General features: G+C 41.8%; 8 protein-coding genes. 4 read left to right on the plus strand and 4 right to left on the minus strand.

What is annotated here, in order from left to right; all coding sequences use genetic code 11:
- Positions 1 to 408: 408 nt before the first annotated feature.
- From VB836_RS28860 to mrdA, 3 genes are all read left to right on the plus strand, one after another.
- Positions 409 to 1,296, plus strand: a complete 888-nt coding sequence (locus VB836_RS28860; protein WP_323224801.1) for an LPS biosynthesis glycosyltransferase — start codon at positions 409 to 411, stop codon at positions 1,294 to 1,296.
- Between the two features lie 280 nt (positions 1,297 to 1,576).
- Entirely contained in the window at positions 1,577 to 1,735 is a 159-nt protein-coding gene (locus VB836_RS28865; protein WP_323224802.1) for a hypothetical protein, read from the plus strand.
- 451 nt (positions 1,736 to 2,186) lie between these two features.
- Entirely contained in the window at positions 2,187 to 3,983 is a 1,797-nt protein-coding gene (gene mrdA, locus VB836_RS28870; protein ID WP_323224804.1) for a penicillin-binding protein 2, read from the plus strand.
- A 164-nt stretch (positions 3,984 to 4,147) separates the two neighbouring features.
- Here the strand turns inward: mrdA and VB836_RS28875 are convergent, their stop codons facing one another.
- On the minus strand, positions 4,148 to 7,681 hold the full coding sequence (locus VB836_RS28875; protein ID WP_323224806.1) for a sensor domain-containing protein: 3,534 nt from the start codon (positions 7,679 to 7,681) through the stop codon (positions 4,148 to 4,150).
- Between the two features lie 266 nt (positions 7,682 to 7,947).
- Here VB836_RS28875 and VB836_RS28880 point away from each other — a divergent pair, with 266 nt between their 5' ends.
- The gene (locus VB836_RS28880) at positions 7,948 to 9,972 is read left to right on the plus strand and encodes an amylo-alpha-1,6-glucosidase (RefSeq protein ID WP_323224808.1); all 2,025 of its coding nucleotides are present in this window, start codon (positions 7,948 to 7,950) and stop codon (positions 9,970 to 9,972) included.
- Between the two features lie 26 nt (positions 9,973 to 9,998).
- Here the strand turns inward: VB836_RS28880 and VB836_RS28885 are convergent, their stop codons facing one another.
- The 3 genes from VB836_RS28885 to VB836_RS28895 all read right to left on the minus strand — a co-directional run bounded on the left by VB836_RS28885 (position 9,999) and on the right by VB836_RS28895 (position 14,859).
- A complete protein-coding gene (locus VB836_RS28885; RefSeq protein WP_323224812.1) occupies positions 9,999 to 12,173 on the minus strand; it encodes a tetratricopeptide repeat protein in 2,175 nt (724 codons plus the stop codon).
- A gap of 488 nt (positions 12,174 to 12,661) precedes the next feature.
- Complete coding sequence (locus VB836_RS28890) at positions 12,662 to 13,345, minus strand: response regulator transcription factor (protein ID WP_323224814.1); 684 nt, start codon at positions 13,343 to 13,345, stop codon at positions 12,662 to 12,664.
- Positions 13,342 to 14,859, minus strand: a complete 1,518-nt coding sequence (locus tag VB836_RS28895; RefSeq protein ID WP_323224833.1) for a sensor histidine kinase — start codon at positions 14,857 to 14,859, stop codon at positions 13,342 to 13,344. The genes VB836_RS28890 and VB836_RS28895 overlap by 4 nt, the downstream gene beginning before the upstream one ends.
- Positions 14,860 to 15,125 lie beyond the last annotated feature (266 nt).

The following is a 15,125-nucleotide window of genomic DNA, read 5'->3' on the forward strand; positions in this document are numbered from 1 at the left end:
ATTGCGTTCCTTGCAGCTTCATTTCATACACAAGCATAGATTATCGGCATCAAGCCACGATAAACTTATGTTAGCATAAAATAATCCGTCGTGAACGACGGGGCTTTAAACCTGCTTCTCTTGGTAAGGGAATATGCCGACGAGGTATTAGTCGCCGTGATGCTCAAACCTCTCAAGAATCTTAACGCGATCGCAGAAAATGTTTTGATAAAATAGGCTTAATCGCCATTACCATGTCCGCAGCCCTTTCAAACAGGTTTCCCTGTAATTAATCACTTTGGAAGTGGGCTGTTAGTCGTTGCTCGTTTGGGGTTCATGGGTATAGCCCGTCAGGATCTCTCAACCCCTAAAAACGAAGATTAAAGGGTACGGGCTTGTTGGGTAATTATTGATTAACTCAAGGGTTAAATGAATACTGAAAAAGCCGATTTTCCCCAGAAAACCAACCCGGTAAGCGGAAGTCCAACTGCAAATCGGTTGAGCGATGGCATTGGCAAAACTTTTATTATTGCCTATAAAGAGAATACGGAACAATTAGAGTTTCTTCTCAAAAAAGAGGGTTTAGACTGTCAGGTAATGCGGCAAAAACACCAGCCGGAATATCAAGAATATTCTCCGAGTTATCTTTGCTTGCTCAATCATAAAAGTGTTTGGGAAATCGCCAAAACTCAAAGCAAACCGACATTGATTATTGAGGCGGATTTTGTCCCGGTTATCGGTTTGGGAAAACTGCCTTTTCCTTTTGATCAAGATCAAAGTGATGTGGGAGTTTGCTGGATTTATACTTGCGCTGCCCAGCTTTATAGCGTTAGTCCTGACGGTTACGGTGAAGGGTTTTCTGTTTCGACGGTTGCCTATATTGTTACTCCGAAAGCGGCGGAGTGTTTGCTGTCGTTAGAAGCACAAAAAAGAGAAAATCCTGGGCCAAAGGGTTATTCGAGTTGGGATTCGGAATTAGACAATTTTCTCCGCCAGCATAAGTTTAAGAATTATATTGCATTTCGCAATTACGGTGAACATGGAGGAAGACCGAATTTAGAACATCACCAACGGGGTTTGAGTAAAGTTCATCGGGCTGATGTTCTTTATGGGAAGTTGGCTTTTACGCCTTTATATCTTCAGGATGAAGCTAATAGTAACTTCAAGCTGCTATCGGCAAGGTTAAAGGCAAGAATAAAGGGCATAGTCAGGTTAGCTGTGGGCAAGTTTTTACGAATTCCAGTTTTAAAGGGTTCTAGTTATCCGATGAAGTTAGTGAGTTTTGCACTTCGCCGACAGTTAACGTTACGAATTTAGAACACAAGTTCGGTAAAGTAGGAGTGGAACGGGTGCGATCGCTTCGACTCGGATAAGGCGGTGACAGAAATTCCGAAGTTGTTCAAGGGTAATTGTTGACCGAAAATTCTGGGATACAAGCCCCGTCCGTTGGGGTCAAAAAATTTTGCTCAAAAAATTGTTAGGGAGTTGAGAAATCGACCCTAAACTGTTGAAATATAGCAATCAGAAATGATTTGTGATTGCTATATATTGTCGATCGTAGAGTTTAAGATCAAGTTGGCAATCAGGAGGAACAGCCATGTCTATTCTAATGACCCTAATCATTGTATGGGTAAGTTCAATGTTCTGCACCGTGTTTGTCCTGTGGCCGAGTCATGGCTTGAACGGGTTACACCTACCTCAGTGGATGGGTTTAGCTCTGATTGGATTGTTGCTATCTTGGCTGATTGGGGAATAACTTAGTTTACCTTGATGTTGCGAGAAGGCGATCGCCGTACTGCAAATGTCGGCGTCTAGATGAATCGCGACTTACCAAAAAATTGGGATACAAGCCTCGCCCTTAAGGGCGACTTTTATGGTAAAATCATATAGGTTGAAAAACCCGCCTTGTCCCATAAATACTACAGAATAGAAGATTAGGTTGGAACTCCTTTAGTTGAGGGCAGAACAAGGGAAGTCTTCAAGTCAATGAGAAAATCAAACTTGAAGACACAAACAAACAAAAACAAGATTTGTTAATAGTCGCGGGAGGACATTCTGAGACTTGAAACGGACGTGGAGGAAGGCATAAGACTCCGGTTATTGAAGCAGCGTCCTGCGAAGCGTAAACCCCCCGCACGCGACCACCCGTTAAAGGTGGCGTGGTGAGGAATCTTCTCCCTTTAGGGAGGAGAGGATGTCAAAAGACTATGGTGCGTCAATTGTCCATTTCGTCTGAAACTCGTTCCATCGATTACTCCAAACCCCTCAGCCGCGATAAACGTGACCATCACTCTCTCTATCGAGCCGTCGCATTTATCCTGTTGATCACCACGCTGATGGGGTTCAGTATCTATCGTTTAGTGCAATTGCAACTGATAGACGGGAAGCAAAACCGACTCAGAGCTGAAGAAAATCGGATTCGTCTGTTGCCGATTCCGTCTAATCGTGGCTTGATTTTGGATCGCCATGATCAACCTCTGGCGGCGAATCATCAAACTCGGGCCGTCTATTTGTGGCCAAAGGAACAAACAAAGGCTCAATGGCAAAAGACAGCGGCTCAACTCAGCGAGGTTCTCGATATCCCCACTGAGCAAATTATCGCCAAGTTAGAGCGTGTAGACTATGAATCGGCTGCTCCTGTTCGCCTTACCCAGTCGGTAACACCAGAAGCCTTTATTTGGATTGGAGAAAACGCTCTCAAGTTACCGGGTGTGAAAATTCACAGTGATTCCAATCGTTACTATCCTCATGGAGATGTAGCCGCTCATGTGATTGGTTATATTGGCGAAGCGACTCTAGAAGATTTAAAAGCGAACCCGGAATATCCGATGGGAATGATCGTCGGCAAATTGGGATTAGAAGCAGGTGCCAATGACCAACTCTCTGGGGTGTGGGGGGCGCGTTTAATTGAGGTGAATGCTCAAAATCAAGAAATCCGAATGTTGGGTGAACAAGCCCCTGTCGGAGGAACAACGATTAAACTCACCCTAGATTTAGCCATCCAAAAAGCAGCAGAAGAAGGGATTGGATATCGAAGAGGATCTGCTGTTGCTTTGAATGTGAAAACGGGGGAAGTTCTAGCGATGGCCAGTAGTCCTCGTTTTGATCCGAATATATTTACTAAACCGATTTCATCTGAACAATGGCAACTTCTGCAAGGGGAAGATAATCCTTTTCTCAACCGCACTATGCAAGGATATCCCCCCGGTAGCACGTTTAAAATTATCTCTTCGGCAGCAGGTATGGGATCGGGTAAATACACTCCCGGCTCAGTGATTGCCACTTCTGATGCGATTACCGTTGGGGGAATTACCTTTCACGAACATAGTGGCGGTTACGGGGTGATTGGCTTTAGAGATGCTCTCGCGTTCAGTAGCAATACATTTTTCTACAATTTGGGCATGGATGTCGGGCCTGAAGAAATTGCGAAATGGGCCGAGCGTTTTGGGATTGGAACAACAGACTTGAAGCTTTTAAAGTTAACGGAAGGCTCTAGTGGTTTTGTTCCGACTCCAGATAACAAAGAAAAAATCTTTGGTGAACCCTGGTATTTGGGCGATACTATCACGATGGCGATTGGTCAGGGTGCCGTTTTAACGACGCCTTTAGAGTTGGCGGTGATGGTTTCTACAGCCGCTAATGGCGGTTATCGCGTTAAACCCCATTTATTGGCCTCAATGACGAATACCCCGGAAACAAAACCTGTGCCAACAGGGTTAACTCCCGAAGCGATTAATACGATTAAAGAAGGGTTAGTTGCTGTCGTTGAGTATGGCACGGGCCAGGGGATGAAGGAGGGGCTGCCCCTAACAGGCGGTAAAACGGGAACTTCTGAGGTGTTAGGCCAGCGATCGCACTCCCTGTTTGTGGGGTTTGGGCCTGCCGCTAATCCTGAAATTGCCATTGCTGTGGTGATTGAAAATGGCGGTTATGGTTCGGTTTCTGCGGCGCCAGTTGCCAAGCAAATGTTTCAAACTTATTTTGCTAATAAAAATAAGAAATAGGGAAAAGGAGAAACAGTTTACAGTTATCAGTGAACAGCTTTTACAGTTTACAGTTTACAGTTTACAGTTACCAGTTTTTACAGTTTACAGTTATTAGTTATTAGTTATCACTGTTCACTGGTCACTGGTCACTGGTCACTGGTCACTGTTCACTGTTCCCTGTATTAGCTGACTTTACGAGTTCCGACTAACCACTCTTCGGCTTCGTGTCGGTGTAGGGGTTTTGAGAAATAGTAGCCTTGACCATATTTACATTTAAGGTCTTTTAACTGAAGATATTGATCCATTAATTCAATTCCTTCGGCGATCACATCCATTTTCAAGCTTTTAGCGAGGGCAACAATCACTCTGACAATTTCTCGTTTATCCTCAACGGACATTTGATTGACAAAAGAACGGTCTATTTTGAGGATATCTACCGGAAATTGATGCAAATATCCTAAGGAGCAATAACCCGTCCCAAAATCATCAATACAAATCATAATTTCTCGCTGTTTCAATTCATTTAAAGTGGCGATCGCCAGTTGCGGATCAGTCATAATAGCGGTTTCGGTGATTTCTAATTTTAATTCTCGTCCTAAAACCTGAGTTTCCTGTAGGATTTTATCAATCCGTTGACTTAAATCTGTGGTAAACTGTTGACTTGATAAATTCACACTCATCACTAAAGAAGAATGATTAACAAATTTCTCTTTCCACTGATGAAGCTGAAGACAAGCCTCTCGTAAAACCCATTCTCCAATGGGTACAATTAAACCTGTTTCTTCAGCAACGGGAATAAATTCAGTCGGAGAAATAAACCCTTCTTTGGGATGATCCCAGCGCAATAAAGCTTCAAATCCTGCTATTTTACGGGTACTCAATTCGATAATGGGTTGATAGTAAAGTTGAAATTCTTCTCGTTCAATTGCCCATCGTAAATCCGTTTGAATTTGTAAACGCCTCAAAGTATCTGTTCGCATCGCGGCATCAAAAATAACAGCACATCCTTTTCCCTGCTGTTTAGCGCGATACATAGCAGTATCTGCATCTCTCAAAATCTCTGGAGGGAAGTGATAGTCAGAGGTTGCTTGAACGATACCAATACTGGTCCCGATAAAGACTTGATGACCTTGGAGGGTAAACGGTTTATTCAAGGCTTTTAATACTCGGGAAGCAATTTCTTTGGTTTCACTAAGATCCGAAATATTTTCTAACAAAATTGTAAATTCATCACCTCCTAATCGAGACAAAATATCACCACCACGAATACAGTTTTTCAGACGCTTACTAATTTCAATCAGTAATAGATCTCCCATCGCATGACCTAAGCTATCATTAATCAATTTAAACCCATCTAAATCTAAAAATAAAACTGAAAAGGTGTGATCAGGCTGTTCATGAATAGATTGAATAGACTGTCTGAGTTTTTGCATGAAAAAAGCCCGATTCCATAAGTCTGTCAGGGCATCGTGAGAGGCACTATAACGTAATTTTGCCTCGGTTTTCTTAAGATTAGTAATATCAATCACAGAGCCTTCATAGAAAATTACTCGTTTTCCTCTGGGACTATAAATAGCTCTTACATTTTGTAAAATCCAGATTAAACGTCCATCCCGGCGATAAACTTGAGATTCAAAATTGCAGACTTCAGCTTGTTCATTTAAGCGTTGAATCAACTTAAAATATTGTTTATCATCAAGGTAAATTGCTTGGAGATTTGCTTGATTTTGAATTAGGTTTTCGGGAGAATCATAACCTAATATTTTTGCTAATGCTGGATTAACGCTGGTATATTCGCCTTCTAAATTCATCTGAAAAATACCTTCAACAGCATTTTTGAAGATATTTCGATATTTCGCCTCAGCTTGCTTGCGTTGAAACACAGCCCCCAGTTGGGTGGCAACAGAAGAAATCAGTTCAACTAAACGCTTGTCTTCATTTTTGGGAATAGACATTAAAAATATCAATACAGCTAGCACTTGATTATTTGCCAAAATTGGCACACCAAATCCGGCTCTAAATTCATATTGATTGGCAATTGAACTGCGAGGAAATTGAATTTCCGCTTCTCGAGAAATATCAGGAATCCACTCGGGTTTTTGAGAAAACCAAACTCGCCCCGGTAATCCTTCATTCAGTGCAAATCTGAGGCTATGACTTTCCTGACGAAATGCTGTAGCATTGGCTGTGTTTCCATAACCGACTGAACTGTATTCTAAATAAGTTTGTTCGGGGTTCGGTACCCAAGCCTCGCCAAATTCCCAACCGGTTGTTTCACAAACTAAATGCAAGGCTACATCAATCGCTGAGTCAAAATCTGAAGCCACACTCACGGCTTTTGTAATGCGTTGAAGGAGTTGCAATTCCTCTTCAACTTGCTTGCGTTCAGTGATATCAAGTCCTGCACCTAAAAAGTGTTCATATTCGTCGGTTTCTGAGTTAAAAACTGCCCGACCATACCATTCTACAATAATTTCCTTACCATTTTTTGTTAAGACTTTTTCTTCAGTTCGGATGGGAAGTCGGCGATGAATCATTAACTCAAAAACCCAAGGTAAAGAGTCTTTATCTTTTCGAGGAACAAAGGTTGCTAAATAATCTGTACCCCTAACTTCTTCTAGGGTATAACCTAAAGCACTCAGCATCGCATCATTCATTAATTTGATTTTTCCTTCGGGATCAAGCACAATAAGAAAAGCTGGATTTGCATGAAAGAGAGTTTGATTAAAGTCTTTTTCTTTGCGTAAGGCGATTTCGGCTTTTTGACGTTCAAAAATTTCGGTTTGCATTTTATTCGTCAGGGGACGCAAGATTAACACAATTCCTAGCGTTCCCAGTCCAATTAAAATTACAATTGTACCAGCAACGGTTAAAAATTGTTGGTAAATAGAAGAATAAAGTTGAATTTTACCCGTAGCTACTATAAAACTTCCATTAATGCTTGGAACTGGACTATAACCAATAAAATAGTCACATTGTTTACACCATAATGCCCCGGTTTCACCTTGAATTGCTTTTTCAATCGCAATCTTAATAGACTCATCTTCTAGCAGGAGATGATTGGATTTATATTCCCGCTTATCTAAAGGAAAAAATGATTCTGTTTTTTGCGGTTGTCGGATGCCCAAAATCGTGTGACAAGCTCTTGAAAATTGAGTGCAATCTGTCAAATTTTCAAGTTTAGGCAATCGAAATAGAGTAATATTTGTTGCAATTTTTGTTGAAGCGATTACTGGATTTGCAACCGTAAAGTAAAAATCTTGATCGATCCAAAAGAGCTTGATTTGAGAGGAAGTAGAGGAAGTATTTAAAAGATTCAAAACTTCAGGAGGAATAGCTTTACCTACCTCAATTTTCTTTTGATTTTGAGAATTTATATAGAGAATTCCGACCCGAAATTGATTGATATCTTTTTCAAGTGTCGTGCGAATACTTTCTAAGTTATTAGACCCTTGTAAAGTTTCATCTGAGGCGTTAAAAATCGGTATTATTTTAGGATTTTGAGCGAACTGTAAGCCTTGTTCTTTGGCTTGTTGAAAAATCGTATTGAGAGCAATGGCATTCTTTTCAGCCTGAAACAATAAATTCTGTTCTTCTTGTTGTTTGATGCGACTATAAAGGGGAAGTAAACTAATAAGAGCTACAGTGGTACTAATCACTAATAGTCCACTCGCTGCCCCAATTATAATCGCTCTTTTGATATTTTTGGGATTCATTAACATACTTTATAATATCATAACAAGTTCAAGATAGAAGTTTTATTGGGTCTGTTTTAACTCATTTCAATTGATTGGGTGTTCAAAATGGGTGTTCAAAAAAATATCACCGCTCCCTAGACAACTCTTAAAAGAAAAAATAGAATTTCTTTTAAGTCCCAATCAGCATCTACAATAAAAACTCAGTCTTTATTACTGAACCATTACCCTCAGAAGATTGACAGAAAACCAGAGAGATAAACTGAGTGCAAGTTAGGAGATCAAGCATGATTATTACATTTGGGCGAGAAATCTGTTGTGATCTGGCATCTGCTGAATCCCGAGAATGGCTAGTCACCAACGGGATAGGTGGTTACGCTTCAGGTACAATAGCAGGCGTGTTAACCCGTCGATATCACGGATTACTATTAGCTGCTCTGCATCCACCTTTGGGTCGGACTTTACTCTTAGCAAAGTTTGATGAGACAGTCAGCTATGACAATCGGTTGTTTCCAATTTACACGAATCGTTGGGCGGACGGCAAAATTGATCCAGAGGGATTCAAAAATCTAGAACGCTTTTATTTAGATGGGACAATCCCCACCTGGGAATTTGCCTGTGCAGACGCACTGCTGCAAAAACGGGTTTGGATGCAGCAAGGAGAAAATACAACCTACGTTCAGTATACGCTCCGTCGTGCGACTCAACCGATGACGCTTACCCTGAGAGCCTTAGTCAATCACCGAGACTACCACCACAACACCCACGCCAATCAATGGCCGATTCAAGTTGATACCATTGAACATGGAATTTGCATCAAAGCCTTTCAACTGGCGACGCCCATTTACTTACTCACCGATGGGGCAAAAGTGGCTATCTCAACGGCGACTCATCCCTGGTATTATGGCTTTGACCTAGCTGTTGAACGGGAACGGGGCTTAGATGATGTCGAGGATCATCTACACGGTGCCACCTTTTATACCACCCTAGAAGCCGGACAGTCGATCACCTTTGTCACCAGTACCATCCCCCATCCCCAACTCGATGGTCAAATTGCGCTAGAGTCCCGTCATCAATACGAACAACAACTGATTAAAAATTCATCCCTGACTGAAAAAACCCCCGCCTGGATTGAGCAATTAATATTAGCGGCAGATCAGTTTATTGTCGATCGTCCGACTCCCGAAGAACCTGATGGTAAAACCATTATTGCAGGTTATCCTTGGTTTGGGGATTGGGGGCGAGATACGATGATTAGCCTTCCCGGTTTAACCCTGTATACGGGACGCTGGAATGTGGCTCGCTCTATTTTGAGAACCTTTGCTCAATACGTTGATCAAGGAATGCTTCCGAATCGTTTTCCCGATCGCAGCGATCAGCCTGACTATAATACCGTTGATGCGACACTGTGGTATTTTGAAGCGATTCGAGCTTATGTTGATGCAAGTGGGGATCAAGCGTTCATCGAAGAACTGTTTCCCATTTTAGCGGATATTATCGACTGGTATAAACGGGGAACTCGTTATAATATTCACCTCGATACAGAGGATGGTTTAATCTACGCAGGAGAACCCGGTACTCAACTGACTTGGATGGATGCTAAAGTCGGAGATTGGGTGGTCACACCGCGTATCGGAAAACCGATAGAAGTGAATGCGCTCTGGTATCATGCACTTCAGATGATGATGCGTTTTGCTCAACAACTCGGTAAACCCTACGACGACTATCAACAACTGGCTCAACAAACGGCGAAAGGCTTTGTGAGGTTTTGGAATGAAGCGGCAGAATATTGTTACGATGTGATCGATACGCCTCTGGGAAATGATCCGAGTTTGCGCCCCAATCAAATCTTAGCGGTTTCTTTGCCTCCTTTGGGTGCTAACTCCTATGCTGGTTTGTTAAACCCCAAACGTCAGCGTCAAGTGGTTGATATTTGCGCTCAAGAACTGTTAACTTCTTATGGGCTTCGCAGTTTGGCTCCTGATGATCCCCAATATCAAGGCATTTACACGGGAAATCAACTCAAACGGGATGGCGCCTACCATCAAGGTACGGTTTGGGGGTGGTTGATGGGGCCATTTGTTCTGGCTCATCTACGAGTTTACAAAAATCCGGCCCAAGCCCGTCGGTATTTACAACCCCTGATTGATCATTTATTGGCAGCAGGTGTCGGAAGTATGAGTGAGATTTTTGAGGGAAATGCACCGATGCGTCCCTGTGGATGTCCCGCTCAAGCTTGGACAGTGGCTGAAGTGTTACGAGCCTGGTATTTAACAGAACCGAACGCCGAGATCTTAGCAAGCGATAAATAAGAGGTGAAATTGTTGGCAAACTGGGTTTATTTTAACTGTTGGATTTGATATTGAGCATCTCGATATCCTCCCGTTAATCCTTGTTCTAAATAGAGTTGTCCGGCTTGTTGAAAATCATTAATTGCACCGCTTTTATCCCCTAAAGTGACTCGGACTAATCCCCGTCCATAATAGGCTGTTGCATAGTCGGGTTTGAGACGAATAGCTTGTACATAATCGGCGATCGCTCGATTATAATCTTGAAGTTGGTAGTAAGCAACTGCCCGATTGCTATAAGATTGAGCATCATTAGGGTTGAGTTCTATTGCTTTTGTATAATCGGCGATCGCTGAAACAAAATCTTGTTTGGCAACATAGACCATACCACGATTACTATAGGCTTTGTGATCTTTTGGTGTGAGTTCAATGGCTTTTGTACAGTCAGCCAGTCCGTTGTCGAGTTCTTGTAAATTCAAATAAGCAACACAGCGATTATTATAAGCCACAGCGTTCGGTTCAAGTTCAATGGCTTTTGTACAATCATCAATTGCGGCTTGATGTTGGCTGAGGTTAATCTGGGTACTACAGCGATTTCCATAGACAGCGCTGTTGTTAGGTTCGAGTTCAATAGCGCGATCATAATCGCTGAGAGCGCCTTGATAATCCCCTAAATGAAAGCGTGTTCTTCCCCGATCATAATAAGCTAAAATATTTTCAGGATCAAGTCGAATTGCTTCGGTATAATCAGCAAGTCCACCTTGTAAATCTCCAGCATCAACTCGGGCGATTCCCCGTGATCGATAAGCAAGAGGATTATCCGATTGTAAACGAATGGCGGCGCTATAATCTTCTATTGCTTTTTGATAATTTTCTAGAGCATATTGAGCTAATCCTCGTTTATAATAAGCATCAACATCTTGAGGTTCTAACTCGATAACTTTAGAATAGTCGGCGATCGCCCCGGAGAAATCTTGAGTCTCATAACGGGCTAATCCCCGATTAAAATAGGCGTTTGTGTAGTTGGGATTTAGTTTAATAGCTTCGGTATAATCTTCTATTGCCTTTGGGTATTCTTGCAACTGGTAGTGAGCATTTCCCCGTTGACGGTAGGCTTCGGAATTATTGGGGTTGTAATGAATCGCTTGAGAAAGTGTTTTGACTGCGGCTTTGGGATTGCCTTTTTCGAGTTTGTCAACCCCTTGAGTAAAGGCGACTTGGGCTTTTACCGGATCGGGACGATTTAAGACTTTGATCAATCCAAAGATTACCAAAAATCCGACTAATCCTGTTGCCGTCACTCCGGCTATTTTACCCCAATTTTTAATCGGTTTTGCCTGGTTTGATGGGGTAGAATTGGGAACATAGGTAAAGTCAGAACGTCCAGTTAGTTTTCGTAAATCGGAGATAACATCGATACAAGCAGGATAACGTTTCCCATAATAATGATGTACCATTTTATCAATAATTTTGGCAAAACCTGCACTGACTCGAGCGCGATTTCGCCAAGTGATATCTTCTGGCCCTGAAAGATTAGGGTCTTGTAATTTGGGTAAATCAGAGGCTTCTAATCCTGTAACTGCTTGTATGGCAATCATCCCCACCGCGTAAAGATCACTACTATATTGGGGATTACCTTGAAACTGTTCAATCGGCATATAAGAAGGGGTTCCCGTCGCAATAGTTCGCATCGATTGACTATTCCCATTTAAGAATTGATGAGTCACTTCTTTGACTGAACCAAAGTCAATTAGAACCAATTTTTTATCAGAACGACGACGAATAATATTGGAGGGATTGACATCTCGATGAATCACCCCTTGTTCATGGACAAATAGAAGCAGTTCTAAGATTTCTTCTAGTAATTTTATAACTCTTTCTTCCGGCCAAGGTGTACCCGGAACCAGTTCTTTTGTGAGTGAATGTCCTTCGATATATTCTTCTACGAGGTAGAAATGATTGTGTTCTTTAAAGTAAGCCAGAAGCAGAGGAATTTGATTATGTCGTCCTAACTTTTCTAAGATTTCCGCTTCTTTTTCAAATAATCGTAATGCCGTTTTCAGAATATTAGAATTATTATTGGGAGGACGAAGTTGTTTAACGACACATTGAGGATGACCAGGACGACGAGTATCAGCCGCAAGATAGGTTTGTCCAAACGCCCCAGAACTGAGGATTTGAACGATGCGATACCGTCTATCTAAAAGTTGACCAATCATTTGCATAGGAGGGTTTATCGTCTAAAAAAATCGGCATTTTAAAAATTAAACAGCAGTCTATGGGAATAAGGTTCTGATTTTTAGTTAACGCTTTTTCGGGGTTCTCAGATGTTCCCCGAAGGAAAAAATAGTGATTTTTGATGAAAACAACAATCGGGAAATTGAGAATCTAAGGGTCTGTTTTTAATGAGTTTTTGGTGTTTTTCCTAGCTCATTATACAATTGATGCAACCTTGTCTAAATCAGGCTTAGTGTCGCAGAACCCAGTCCTTGATCACTGTTCGCACAAGATATTGACTCTGCTGTGATCCAACAGAGCGTTTAAGTTAATTGTGGCACAGAATTCGGATTGGCGAACGAGTCTGGCTAGAAATTCACCAATAGAAGCGAACCGTTCTTACCGTCACCAGCGCTGTAGGGGCAGTTGATCAATTGCCCCTAGCAGTTAACAGTTTTTTCCTGACTTCTGAGCGCCTCTTGCAAGAGTGGCTTTTCTAGATGCGTAAACGGTAGCCCACTCCGCGAACCGTTTCAATCAGTTTAGAGGGTAATTTTTTGCGAAGCAGTCCCACATAAACATCAACAATATTAGAACCCGGATCATAATCATAACCCCAGACTCGATCTAAAATTTGTTCCCGTGTCATAACTTGTCCGGGGTGGCGCATAAATACTTCGAGTAAATTAAATTCTTTGGCGGGTAACTCAATTTCTTCTTCCTTGAGTTTGACTGAACGGCTGCGTAAGTTAATCACCAGTTCACCGACTTGTAAAGTGGTTTCTACCTGATTTGCGTTTAGGGTGTTGCCGTTGAGGTTTTGGGATCTTAATCTTAAGCGAATTCGGGCTAACAATTCTTCAAAATGAAACGGTTTGGTTAGATAATCATCCGCCCCTTGACTTAACCCTTTTACTTTGTCGTGAATATCATCTCGGGCTGTTAGAATAATAATCGGAATTCCTAGTCCTTGACCTCGCAGTTCGGAGAGTAGAGTCAACCCGTCTTTTTTGGGTAAACCTAAGTCTAATAGAATCAGATCAAAACTACCCGTAAAAGCCAGATTCGTGACTTCATTCGCATCGGAAGTGGATGTGGTTGCAAAACCATTGGCTCCTAATCCTTTTTCTAAAAACATCACAATTCGAGGTTCGTCTTCAACAATTAAAATCCGGTTCATTGTCCTTCCTTATACTCCTGATGAATAGATTGATTCCTGCTTTTTTTAATAGGTAAAACTAAGGTGAAAGTCGCTCCTTCACCGAGTTGACTGTCTAATTCTATAGAGCCTGCGTGACACTCAGCAATAGCGGTGACAATCGATAGACCTAAACCCTTACCCTCAGAAGAACTCTGACTATTTTCGGCTCGTTCAAACCGTTGAAAAATTCGATGTTGATCAGCCCTTGGAATCCCAACGCCAGTATCTCTCACCCAGAAGCGAAATTTCGGTTTGTTTGAGGTGTTATCTATACAAGAACCTATGGCAATGATATCGTTTTCTTGGGTATGTTGAACAGCATTCTGGACTAAATTGATGATCGCTTGCGTCAGGCGTTGAGGATCGACATGAATTTTACCTTTTCCTACAGCATCTAATGTCCAATTTCGCTGGCTCAATCCCTGGATTTTCAGGTAGATTGCCTCGGTGAGTTCAGCTAATTCCACTGTTTCTAAAATCAAAAACTCTTTATTTTCGGCTCGAGCTAAGAGTAACAAATCCTCGACTAAACGAGTCATTCTGCTCAATTCCTCGAGTGCTAATTTAATGATTTCGGGTTGTTCTTCGGGAGTATAATAATCAAGAGATTCTAAATTTCCTTGAATAATTGCAATCGGGGTTCGCAGTTCGTGACTAACATCATTGACGAGCTGTCGGTGAGTGATAAATGCTTTCTCTAGGCGATCCATCATCTGATTAAACGTTTTGGCGAGTAAGGCCATTTCTCCTCGTCCAGATTCAGAAATTCGTTGAGAAAGGTCAGTTTCACTAATTAAATGAGCTGTTTTAATCAGTGATTGAATCGGACGAAGAACCCGTCCCGAAATAAACCAGGCTAAGATTAAAGCAAAAACAACAGAAATCCATAAAACTCTAACAACAATAAAAATTGTATCTATAACTTCTTCTCGTTCTCCTGCAAGAATATTCGCAATAATCAATACGCCCGTCACTTTTCTGTTAATGATTAGAGGCTCTGTATGATAAAGAATATCTCCATTTTCGGGATCAAAAATCTTCCCTTCCATCGTTTGATGGGTTTGGGAAAGTTTTTGAATCAGGGCAGAAGTTCCTGAGATTGACTCCGGCAAACTCAGGGGACTTGAGCGATAAAATTTACCCTGAATCGTCGCAATCAAAAAGGTTTTATCACCGGGAACTTTTTTTATTAAAAAATGATCAAATATTTGTTTGGAATCCATTTCTTTTTGTTGAGAAAGATGAAGCTTTACACAATTTTTGAAAGCAAAGATTTCATCCTCAAAGTCTTCAGCAACTCTTTCATCAACTTGCAGAATCACTAAATGAGTAAAAATGGGAATAGACAATCCCACGCAGGCGGACGTTAGAACCGCATACCAAACTAGAATGCGGGTTCGTGTTTCTCCAAAAAAGGTATTTGTTAGCGACTTTTTTACACTGAAGCTTAACCTCTTGCCTGGTGAACTTTTGCGATCGCTATCGATGGACACGAATTTCAACTTTCCCTGCTCTTTCAAGTCCCGCCCTCACTCCGAATGAAGCTGGTTTGCTCTATTGATATTTTAGGGTCCAGAAACCTAAGTTTCGCAAAGTTGCTCAGATATTTTAGACCCGAGATTTTCAAACCTCTCCCTACCCTCTCCTACATTATATCCCCCCCCAGGCATGACTGTTTCATTTTCCCAGTGAATTTGTTAGACCCCTCCCCCTCGCCCCCTCCCCTGCCAGGAGAGGGGAGAAGAAGTCTTAGTATTAA

Source organism: Limnoraphis robusta BA-68 BA1, from assembly GCF_034932365.1.
Lineage (GTDB): Bacteria > Cyanobacteriota > Cyanobacteriia > Cyanobacteriales > Microcoleaceae > Capilliphycus > Capilliphycus robustus.